The 11109-nt window shown below is 65.9% G+C and carries 7 protein-coding genes; all 7 read left to right on the forward strand.

Annotation, left to right across the window (positions count from 1 at the left end):
- The first annotated feature begins 228 nt into the window (after positions 1-228).
- The 7 genes from WBP48_RS09230 to WBP48_RS09260 all read left to right on the forward strand — a co-directional run bounded on the left by WBP48_RS09230 (position 229) and on the right by WBP48_RS09260 (position 10403).
- Positions 229-1284: a nucleotidyltransferase domain-containing protein gene (locus WBP48_RS09230; RefSeq protein ID WP_424439342.1), complete on the forward strand. Its 1056-nt coding sequence runs from the start codon at positions 229-231 to the stop codon at positions 1282-1284.
- Positions 1284-1850 (forward strand): hypothetical protein, encoded by a 567-nt coding sequence (locus WBP48_RS09235; protein WP_424439345.1) that lies wholly within the window; start codon positions 1284-1286, stop codon positions 1848-1850. The genes WBP48_RS09230 and WBP48_RS09235 overlap by 1 nt, the downstream gene beginning before the upstream one ends.
- Entirely contained in the window at positions 1847-2374 is a 528-nt protein-coding gene (locus WBP48_RS09240; RefSeq protein ID WP_424439348.1) for a hypothetical protein, read from the forward strand. The genes WBP48_RS09235 and WBP48_RS09240 overlap by 4 nt, the downstream gene beginning before the upstream one ends.
- Positions 2375-2438: 64 nt before the next feature.
- The gene (locus WBP48_RS09245; protein ID WP_424439351.1) at positions 2439-5273 is read left to right on the forward strand and encodes a DUF1156 domain-containing protein; all 2835 of its coding nucleotides are present in this window, start codon (positions 2439-2441) and stop codon (positions 5271-5273) included.
- 60 nt (positions 5274-5333) lie between these two features.
- Positions 5334-6482, forward strand: a complete 1149-nt coding sequence (locus WBP48_RS09250; RefSeq protein WP_424439354.1) for a DUF262 domain-containing protein — start codon at positions 5334-5336, stop codon at positions 6480-6482.
- A gap of 3 nt (positions 6483-6485) precedes the next feature.
- Positions 6486-6965 (forward strand): HEPN domain-containing protein, encoded by a 480-nt coding sequence (locus WBP48_RS09255; RefSeq protein ID WP_424439357.1) that lies wholly within the window; start codon positions 6486-6488, stop codon positions 6963-6965.
- A gap of 96 nt (positions 6966-7061) precedes the next feature.
- On the forward strand, positions 7062-10403 hold the full coding sequence (locus tag WBP48_RS09260) for a Swt1 family HEPN domain-containing protein (RefSeq protein ID WP_424439360.1): 3342 nt from the start codon (positions 7062-7064) through the stop codon (positions 10401-10403).
- Positions 10404-11109 lie beyond the last annotated feature (706 nt).

Below are 11109 nucleotides of genomic sequence, written 5' to 3' on the forward strand. Positions count from 1 at the left end.
ACGCCGAACTCACCGCGTGGCAGCAGGCGACCAACCACAACCAGCGGCAAGTCGACTGGCAGTTCACGACAACCGACGCCCGCATCAAACTCCGACACCTATACCCACAGCATTAGCCGCAACACTCTACTAGCCAGACAAGCGGAAAAGTGCCCAAACGGACACGCCGAATGTCGAGCATCGAGGCCCCCGACCGCCGGACCCGAATCCGGCAGGAAGGAGCCGACAGTGACGCTCTTGGACATCCCTACCCGCACCAGCACCGTGGAGCACGCGCTCAATACAGCACGCTCGCGCATCGAGGTCACCCCCGAGGAACTCGCCGAGGCACGGCGACGGCGCGACGCGATCGCCGACGCGCTCGAGCGCGAGTTCGGCGGGCACACCTACGTCAACGGCAGCATCGCCCACGGCGACGCGCTCAACCCGCTGACCGACGTCGATCTCGGCATCGTGGTCCCCGATCCCGACGGGCTCTACGGGCCGGGCCTGCGCGGTCCCGGCGCACTCCAGGAGAGCGCGACCGACGCGATCCGGCGCGAGCCGAAGGACGAGTACCCGAAGCTGCGGGTCGAGCACATCAACCGTCATCGCTCCATCCTCGTGCGGTTCGGTGACCCCGTGACGCCTGGCAAGGCCGACTTCACGGCCGATGTCATCACGGCCATCGACAACCGCACCGGCGCGGGGCTCTACATCCCGAACTACCACACCTGGGATCGCAGCCACCCCGAGCGCCACACCGAGCTGGTGAAGGAGGCGAACGCCGTCACCCGTTCGACCTTCGCCCGCGGCACGCGGCTCATGAAGCACTGGAACCGCAAGCATGACCGGCCGATCTGCTCCTGGAACATCAAGGCGCTCGCGCTCGGCTGCATCATCGCGCCGGTGACCATGACGGACTACATCAGCACCTGGCTGAACCACGCCATCGAGCAGCTCAGCATCGGCGAGACGCCCGATCCCGCGGGCGTCGCCGGGCCGATCAAGATCAACGAGAAGTTCACGATGACCCAGGTGATCGCGGAGTTCAAGGAAGCCAAGGCGATCTTCGACCGTGCGCTCATGCTGGAGGATGACGGGTATCCGATCCTTGCGCTCAACGAGCTGGCGAAGTTCTTCGCCGACGAAGAGATGATGCCGCGGCCGGACCAGTCCGCAGTCCGGGCTGCCGAGGCCGCGCGCTTCAAGGCGAAGACCTTCTCCGCACCGGCGCGGGTCGCGGCGACCGCCTCGACGACGGCGCTCGCCGACCGCATCAACACCCGCTCCTGGTCCTGCTGATGTCTTCGGGGGTGTGGTACGGCGACGACCCCGAGTGGTACGGGCCGTTCGATGCCGAGGCATTCGGCTCGCTCGGTCGGCATCTCAGCGTCAAGCGCACTTCCCGGATGCTGACGTATGGCGATGCTGCCGCGGTGCGGATGGACTGCTGTCGTGTCGTACCGCTGGGCCGACTCCCGCTCGGCTACGTAGAGGAACCAGCGCGGGTGTACCGGCATAACGGAATCGACGTCCAGGGGCGAACCGAGCGCGTCGCCGTCACCGTCGTCTTCCGACCGACGCGCTGGTATCCGGGCGAGCTGCGGCTGCTCGACGGCCGGAACTTCCCGTCCGTCTATGCGGGACAGATGGATGGGGCACGACATCGCTTCGCGGACGGTTCCCTCTGCCTCTACTTCCCACGCGATCCGGTGCAGCGCCGCTGGACGGCGCAGCATGGGCTGCGCACGCTGCTGTCGCTCGCCGCGGATCACCTCTTCTTCGAGGATGTCTACCGCGAGACGGGGGAGTGGATCGCGCCGCAGGCGGAGCATGGGTTCCCTGCTGAGCGGAGGCGGGCAGCGTGAACTGGCTCCTCTCGCTCTTTCCGCCCGCGCCGATCACCTGGGACGGGATCGCCACAGTCGCGGCGGCGATCCTTGCCGCGGGGATCGTTGCGCTCGGCTTCCTCCACGAGCGCCGCCAGCACGCACGCTCGCGTCGCGCGGACGCATACGCGGGTGCGCTCCAGGCCGTCAGCGACTACCTCGAAGCGCCGTACCGTGTCCGTCGACGGTCGGGCACCGCTGCGGATCGGTTCGCGCTTACCGCGCACGTCAGCGAGATCCAGTCCCGCCTCGACTTCTACAGCGCGCACCTCGCGCTCATCGCCCCCAAGGTGCTCGACGCCTACTCTGCGCTGGTCACGGCTGCAAAGGCAGAGGCCGGGCCGCAGATGAGCGCGGCATGGAAGGCACGTCCGACTCGCCGCGACCGCGACGTGCCGCTCGTGGTGGCCTACCCGCACCCCCGCGCCGACGCCGCGCGCGCGGTAGTGCAAGGCTCACCCGTGAGCACTCGCCACGCACCGGGGCCTCCCGGCACCGTCTGAGCCCGCCGGTAGGCTCGAAAGTCGCAGTAATACCAGGCGCGAGAGCGCATCCGAGAGGAATCCAGTGGCAGTCAAGCGCAAGCTGATCGAAGTCTCGATCCCGCTCGACGAGATCAACAAGCAGTCGGCGCGCGAGAAGTCGATCCGTCACGGGCACCCGAGCACCCTGCACCTGTGGTGGGCGCGGCGACCCCTAGCGACCGCGCGAGCTGTGTTGTTCGCGCAGCTCGTTGATGACCCGTCCGCGCGTGAAGACGAGTTCCTCGCCGACGCCCGAGAGAAGGGCTACGAAGACCCCGAGGGCTGGGCCGGTCACCGCATCAAGCAGGAACGCGAGCGTCTATTTGACCTCATCACGCGCATGGTCGATTGGGACAACCTGGGGGACGAAGCCCTGTTCGACGCTGTGCGCGCCGAGATTCTGAAGTCCACGAACGGCGACCCGCCCGCGATCCTCGACCCCTTCGCGGGCGGCGGAACCATCCCACTGGAGGCACAGCGTCTCGGCCTGGAGGCCCACGCGAGCGACCTCAACCCCGTCGCGGTGCTCATCAACAAGGCGCTCGTCGAGATCCCGCCCAAGTTCGCCGGGCGCGAGCCGGTGTTCCCCGGCGCAGCGGGCACACGCACCGACTGGCCGAAGGCGACCGGCCTTGCGGAGGACGTGCGACGGTACGGCGAGTGGATGCGCGACGAGGCGCAGAAGCGCATCGGCCATCTCTACCCGAAGGCGAAGTTGCCGGGCGGCGGAGAGGCGACCGTCATCGCCTGGATCTGGGCGCGCACCGTCACCTGCCCGAACCCGGCCTGCGGCATCGAGATGCCCCTCGTGCGCTCTTGGTGGCTCGGCAAGAAGAAGGGCAAGGAAGCCTACGTCGTGCCGACGGTAGTGAACGGTCGAGTCGAGTACTCGATCGGGCACGATCCGAAGCTTGCGCCAAAGGAGGCGAGCGACGGCACAGTCGCTCGTACCGCAGCGACCTGTCTCTCGTGCGGCACTTCCGTCCCTTTGGCCTACGTTCGCGCTGAGGGTCGTGAGTCTCGGCTGGGCGCCCGACTGATCGCTGTCGTCGCCGAGGGAACACGCCAGCGTGAGTACCTTGACCCGACGAGCCTCGATGAGCGGGCCGCAGACATAGGACGTCCTACTTCCACACCGTCGGGCTCGTTGCCGCCGCACGGTCTTAGCCCCGCCAATCCCCAGACTGTACGCATCTACGGGTTTGACGAGTGGGCAGACCTCTTTACCCATAGGCAGTTGGCTGCGCTCACGACCCTGAGCGACCTAATCTCCGAAGCGCGTGATCGTGTCCTTATGGATGCCCTTGCCGAAGGTGAAGTCGAAAGCTCGCGCCTAGAGTCCGGTGGTTCCGACGCAGGCGCCTACGCCGATTCGGTCGCTACCTACCTGGCGCTTGGCATCAGCCGAACTTCGGATCGTCTATCAGGGATGAGCAGCTGGGACAGTTCTCGCGAGTCGATCCGTAACACCTTCGGCCGTCAGGCGATCCCGATGGCTTGGGACTTCGCCGAAGTGAATCTGTTCTCGGAATCGTCCGGGAACTTCCTCGGTCAAGTTGAGTGGACAGCGGAGGTAGTCGAGCGCGTACCTGCGACGCCATTCGCCGAGGTTCGGCAAGCGGACGCAGCGAGCCGTTCATACTCCAATGTCCTCGTCAGCACGGACCCGCCCTACTACGACAACATCGGCTACTCAGACCTTTCCGACTACTTCTACGTGTGGCTCCGCCGGTCGGCTCGTGAAATTCACCCCGGCTTGCTCGGCACCATTCTGGTTCCGAAGGCAGAAGAACTCGTCGCGAATCCCCATCGACATGGAGGTAAGGAAGGCGCCAAGACCTTCTTCGAAGTGGGCTTTGAGCAGGTTTTCGAGCATGCACGCGAGGAGGCAACCAACGACTATCCCATCACTGTCTACTACGCGTTCAAGCAGTCGGAGACTGATGCGAGCGGCGAAGCGTCCACGGGCTGGGAGACAATCCTCGGGTCGATGGTTCGTGCGGGGTGGTCGGTCACAGCGACATGGCCGGTGCGATCGGAACTCAGCAATCGGATGATCGCCTCGGGCTCCAACGCGCTCGCTTCCTCGGTCGTTCTCGCACTCCGCCCGCGCGCCGAGGATGCACCTGTGACTGACCGACGCGGCTTCATCGCCGCGATGAAGCGCGAGCTTGGCCCGGCGTTGCGGGAGCTGCAGCAAGGTGGGATCGCACCGGTCGACCTTCCGCAGTCGGCCATCGGGCCAGGGATGGCGGTGTTCTCGCGGTACGCGAAGGTCATCGAGTCTGATGGCTCGGAGATGGCAGTGCGCTCGGCGCTTGCGCGCATCAACGAGGTGCTGGACGAGTTGCTGACTGAGCAGGAGGGCGACTTCGATCCGACCACGCGATTCGCCATCGCCTGGTATCGAAGCAACGGCTACGACGCCGGAGCGTTCGGCGATGCCGAGAACCTGGCACGAGCGCGCGCAACGGCGGTCTCGGCGATGGAGCGCGGCGGCATCCTGAGCGCCCGCGCAGGGAAGGTGCAGCTCTACCGTCCGACCGATCTGCCGGACGACTACGACGTGACCTCCGACCAGCACACGTCCGCGTGGGAGGCGCTCCAGCACACGATCCGCATCCAGGAGTCGAAGGGCATCCCGGCTGCGGGAGCATTCCTGCACGACGCGAGCCGCCGATCCGATGGCGCGGTCGACCTCGACCTCGTGAAGGAGTTGGCGTACCTGCTGTTCCAGGTAGCCGAGAAGAACGGCTGGACGAAGGACGCCATCTCGTTCAACGGCATCGCCACGTCGTGGTCGGAGCTGCTCGACTCTGGGCGGACGGCTGCGCCCGTCAGCACGGCCGCGACGCTCGACTTCGACGCGCTTGAGTAGCGGAGAGTCGACAAAGCACCACCCACGTCGACTGTCGCACGCGGTCGGTAGGCTGGCCTCATGACCTCGACCGACTGGCCAGAAGATGATGCGGAGGCCTCCAGCGAACTCTCTCCGAGGTCGGTCCAGGACGGTGAGGTGGAGCTGTTCGACATTGATCCTGACTCCGAGGTCGTCACAACGACGTATGACATCGCGTCATACGGTGCCGACTACGACGTTGAGGGACTCGTGCGGCGCATGGGTAAGGGCGATGTCGTCGTACCGTCATTCGATCCCGCAAACCCTGGCACAGACGTCGGCGCCTTCCAGCGCAGTTTTGTCTGGCGTCCGAGCCAGATGAGCCGCTTCATCGAGAGCCTCCTGCTTGGGCTTCCTGTGCCCGGCATCTTCTTGGTCCGCGACCGCGACAATCGTCTCTTGGTGTTGGATGGTCAGCAGCGACTACGCACACTTCAGAAGTTCTACGCCGGTCGCGTTGGCGACCGCGTCTTCCGGCTTATCGGCGTGCAGGAGCCGTTTCTTGGCAAGACCTACGAAGAACTCCGCCCCGAAGACCGGCGGCGGCTCGATGACAGCATTATCCATGCAACCGTTCTCCGCGATGAGTCATCGAATGGCTCGCAGAACGCCGTCTACTCGATCTACGAGCGGCTGAACACGGGTGGAAGCCCACTCCAACCACAGGAGATTCGAATCGCCTTGTTTGAAGGTGAGTTCTTGCGCGGGATCAGCCGAATCAACGATGACGAGTCATGGCGGAACCTCTATGGTCCTCGGTCCGCGAGGTTTCGGGATCACGAGTTGATTCTCCGCGTGCTCGCACTCTATGAGTGGCAGGATCGCTACCGGAAGCCGCTCAAGACATTCCTCAATGACTATTTGAGCGCGCATCGAGATGTCTTGGTGAGTGCGTCGGATGGCATCGGAAAGCTCTTCGTTGATGCGATTCACGCGGTCGACCATGCGATCGGCAAGGCGGCATTCCGTCCTGAGCGCGCACTGAACGTGGCCTTTGTTGACTCGATCGTGGTCGGGGTTATGCGACGAATTGGCGGAGGGACGGCGATTGATTCAGAGGAGTTGCAAGCCGCCTATGAGAAGCTTGCGCGCGACAACGAGTTCGTCTCCGCCACCAACGTTCGTACATCGGACGAGGACAACGTGATCCTGCGGCTCAACAAGGCGACTGCCGCCTTCGCGGGGTAAGCGATGCCACGACTGTACGGCTCGGACGAGGTCCGAAGTCAGCAGCGGCGTCTGGAATCAGTCTTCAGTCTCATCGACGGCACCGACCTGAGCAGCGAAGCTCGCGCCCACTATGCCCGCTATCTCTGTATCCGACTCGCCGGGTTCGCAGAGCAGTCGGTCAAGGATCTTGTTGCCGAGCATGCGCGGCGGCAGTCGGCGCCCACCGTGCATCGGTTCGTCGAGGGTCGAATGGGGAAGCTATGGGGAATCAACCAGGTGAAGCTGAAGGAGACGCTCGACGCCTTCGACCCGAAGTGGTGGGTGGATCTTGAGGTCAAGCTTCGGCAGGAGATTGAGTCGCTCCACAGCGTCGGCAAGCTACGGGACAACATCTCCCACGGTGGGGACAGCGGGATCGGGATGCCACAGGTTCAGCAGTACCGGGATGATGTCTTTCGGCTGGTTGCCTACCTCTGCTCGCTCCTAGATCCGCGACCATAGGGTCTCCGGCGCGATTCCGCTGTCGTAGGCTCCAGGTAGCCTGGGAAGTCAGGAGGCTTTCTAGTGGCGACATCAAATCGTGACCGCATTGGGCGGATGTTCGAGATCCTTGCGGAGGCACTCGACCCGTTCATCGCGGAGGTGCTGGAGCCGCAGATCGGGGACTCCGATTGGGCGCTGGTGGTCAAGCTCGCCGACGAAGAGAAGGGCATTACCGGCAAGGCATACAGCCGGGAAGACCCTGCCGTGCAGCTTCGGATGCTGACCGAGGGCCTCACAGGTCGCGTGAAGAAGGGTTGGTACCCGTTCAAGGGCACGGTCACGCGCGAGCACGAGGCGTATGCCAGCCTGCTGCGCGAGACGCGGAATCAGTGGGCGCACAACGCCTCGTTCGATGACGACGCGGCTCTGCGGGCGCTCGACTACGCCCGGCTGCTGCTGGCCGCGGTAGGGCAGGCGTATGCGGCCGACAAGGTAGACGCGATCCGGCTCGATCTGCGGCGCATCGCCACCGGCAAGCAGGACACGCGGGCGCTGAAGTCGTCGACCGTGGTGCCCGGCGCGTCGGGCCTGGCCCCGTGGCGGCAGGTGCTGAAGCCGCGCGACGAGGTGGCGACGGGCAACTTCCAGTCCAGCGAGTTCGCCGCCGACCTCTACAAGGTCGCCCGCGATCCGGCGGCGACGAGCGGGGAGTATTCCGACCCGGCGCAGTTCTTCGCCCGCACCTACCTCACGGAGGGTTTGCGAGACCTGATCGGCCGCGCGGTGAAGCGTCTGGCCGGGGACGCGAACGCCTCGCCCGTGGTGAACCTTCAGACCAACTTTGGTGGCGGCAAGTCGCACTCGATGCTCGCGCTGTGGCACCTGGCCAGCGGTCTGCCGCTGGCCAAGTTCCCGCAGGAGGCGCAGGAGCTGCTGACGGCGAACGACTACCCGTCGGAGGGCATCACCGCGAGCCGGGTCGCGCTGGTCGGCAACCACTTCGCGCCGCAGGGTGAGACGAAGGACGACGGCACCCGCGTGAACACGCTGTGGGGCGAGCTGGCGTGGCAGCTCGGCGGGCGCGAGGCGTATGAGATCGTGCGCGAGCACGATGAGAAGCGCACTAACCCCGGTGGTGACCTGCATGTCCTGCTGGCGAAGTACGCGCCCGCTGTGATCCTGATCGACGAGTGGGTCGCATACGCTCGGCAGCTCTACGGCCGCGAGGATCTCGCTGGCGGCACCTTCGATACGCAGTTCACGTTCGCGCAGTCGTTGACTGAGGCGGCGAAGTCGATCCCCGGCGTGCTGCTGGCTATCTCGATCCCGGCCTCGCACGATGGCGACGACAGCGGGGAGGTCGCGGGCGCGGCCGAGGAGGTTGGCGGGTCGAACGGCATGGAGGCGCTGAAGCGCCTCCAGAACGTCGTGCGCCGGGTGGCCGACCAGTGGCGTCCGGCCTCCAGCGACGAGGCGTACCGGATCGTGAAGCAGCGCCTGTTCGAGTCGGAGGACGCCACCGCGCTCGCGCAGATCGCGGCGACCGCGAAGGCGTTCAGCGACTTCTACCAGGCCAACGCGGGGGAGTTCCCGAAGGAGGCCCGCGACCCGCAGTACGGGCGGCGCATCCAGCAGACCTACCCGCTACATCCCGAGCTGTTCGACCGGCTCTACGAGGACTGGTCCTCACTGGAGCGGTTCCAGCGCACCCGCGGCGTGCTGCGGCTGATGAACGCCGTCATCCACGCGCTCTGGGTCGGCGAAGACCAGGGACCGCTCATCCTGCCCGGCTCGATCCCGTTGTCGGTCGCCTCGGTGAACGCCGAGCTGACGCAGTACCTTCAGGACTCCTGGAAGGCCGTCATCGACGCCGACGTGGACGGCACCAACTCCGAGCCCGCACGCATCGACAGCGACAAGCCGGTGCTCGGCCAGCGGTCGGTCACCAAGCGCCTGGCGCGCACGGTGTTCTTCGGCGCGGCACCGACCATCGGCACCGCGCACAAGGGCATCGACACGCAGCGGGTATTCATCGGCACCGCGGTCCCCGGTGATGTCGTCGGCAACTTCCACTCCGCGCTCACCCAGCTCGGCGACCGCACGACCTACTACTACTCGTCGGCGGGCAAGCACTGGTACGACACCCAGGCGAACATCACCCGCCGCGCGAAGGATGCCGCCGACGCGCTGCACCCCGAGGATGTGTGGGCCGAGATCGTGAAGCGTCTGCGCGGCCAGGAACGCGCCCGGTCGGACTTCGCGGGCGTCCACGTCGGCCCGGCCGACTCGGGCGACATCCCCGACACCGACCAAGCTCGGCTCGTCATCCTGCACCCGAAGTTCCCGCACCGCCGCAAGAAGGGCGATTCGCCTGCGCATGACTTCGCGCGAGCCGCTACCGAGCGGCGTGGCACCGCGAACCGCGCGAACCGTAACATGGTCGTGTTCCTCGCCCCCGATGAGGAGCGTCTAGCCGAACTCGACCAGGCTGCGCGCTCATTCCTGGCTTGGAAGGAGATCGCGGAGAAGGCGAATGAGCTGAATCTCACGCCGCAGCAGCTCGCGCAAGCCACTGACAAGCGCGGCCAGTTCAGCCGCACCGTCGACGACCGGCTCGCGCTGACCTACCAGTGGGTGCTCAACCCCGTCGCACCCGACCCCGGCTCGCCGTTCGAGCTGGAGGAGGTCAAGGCCGACGGGCAGGCGGGCTCGCTCGCCGAGCGCGTCGCCAAGAAGCTCGGCAGCGCCGGCGCGTACTCCACCCAGCACGCCGCCCGCTCGATCCGGCTCGCGCTCGACACAAAGGTGCCTGCCGCCTGGTCGGCGGGCCACATCGCCGTCGGCGACCTGTGGAGCCTGTACGCGCAGTACCCGTACATGCCGCGCCTGCGCTCCCGCGAAGTGCTCATCGACGCCATCGACAACCAGCCGCTGCTCTGGCAGAGCGAGAGCTTCGCCCTCGCCGACCGCCACGACGAGGCGACCGACCGCTACGCCGGACTCTGGCTGCCCGGCGACACCGGACGCGCACCCATCACCGACGCCACCCTGATCGTCAAGCCTGCACCGGCCGAAGCGCAGCGCGCCGAAGATCTGGCAGCGACCGCGAGTAGCGCGCCTGAGCCGGGGGCTGACTCCCCGGCGACTGCGGCAGCAGCAGCCGCGGGCACGACGGGAGGCGCTACGACCTCCGCTCCCGCGTCAGCGTCCGCGAAGAAGCCCGCGGCGACGCGGTACGTCGGCAGCGCGCCGATCAGCGCCGAACGCTACTCCGCGGACTTCGCCAAGATCGCCAGTGAGGTGCTCGCCAATCTCGCCGCGTCTGGCGCGAAACTCACCATCTCCCTCTCCATCGACGCAGTTCATCCCGACGGCTTCACCGAGCAGCAGCTCCGCACCATCCGCGAGAATGCCACCACGCTGAAGTTCACCACGAACGAGTTCGAGGCGGAGTAGCTAGCGGAAGAGGTTATCGAAGTCACCGGACGCAGTGGCATGTGAACTGTCATACTTTCCGTGTGAAGTTGACTGTCTTGGTCTCGATCGTGACCTCCAAGGGTTCGATCTCATGGCGACGGGCCACAGGATGAACCGATCAGAGTTCTGCGAGTTCGCCATGCGGGATCTTGCCGATGAGCTTGAGGGCGAGGCTAAATTCACGGCACTCGCGAGCACTGCGATTGCCCGGGCCGGGCAGCCCTCCGGTGACGGAATCTTCGTCGATGAGGCACAGCGGTTGCTCATAGCGGGCACAGAGTGGCGATTGCCCGAGGGGACAGGGTCGGGCGGATCCCGGACAGTTGCGCCGCTCGGATCTCGCGACACCACATAACGTGGCGAACTCAGTCCATGCGTGACCGCACTGTCCATGCCGGCCATACCTGGTTGAGTCGAGGTATGCAGCCTGAACTGCGCCATCTTTGCCGAATGGGCGGCGCGTGGCTGCGGCGGATCGAGCCATACATGCGTAGACCCGGTTAAGGCGTCCTTAGGGACGACTTCCGGGTCTACGACCCGAGCTTAGCTTGTTGTTTAACCCGACTTGGCTCAGGCTAGTGCCCCGCGGCGGCGCGGGTTTTGATGGCTTCGATGGCGGTGGCGGCGTGGGGTTCGAGGGGGACGGCGACGGCGATGTCGTGGCCGTCGATGGTGATGATCCCGT

Source organism: Microbacterium sp., from assembly GCF_049661145.1.
Taxonomy (GTDB): Bacteria; Actinomycetota; Actinomycetes; order Actinomycetales; family Microbacteriaceae; genus Microbacterium.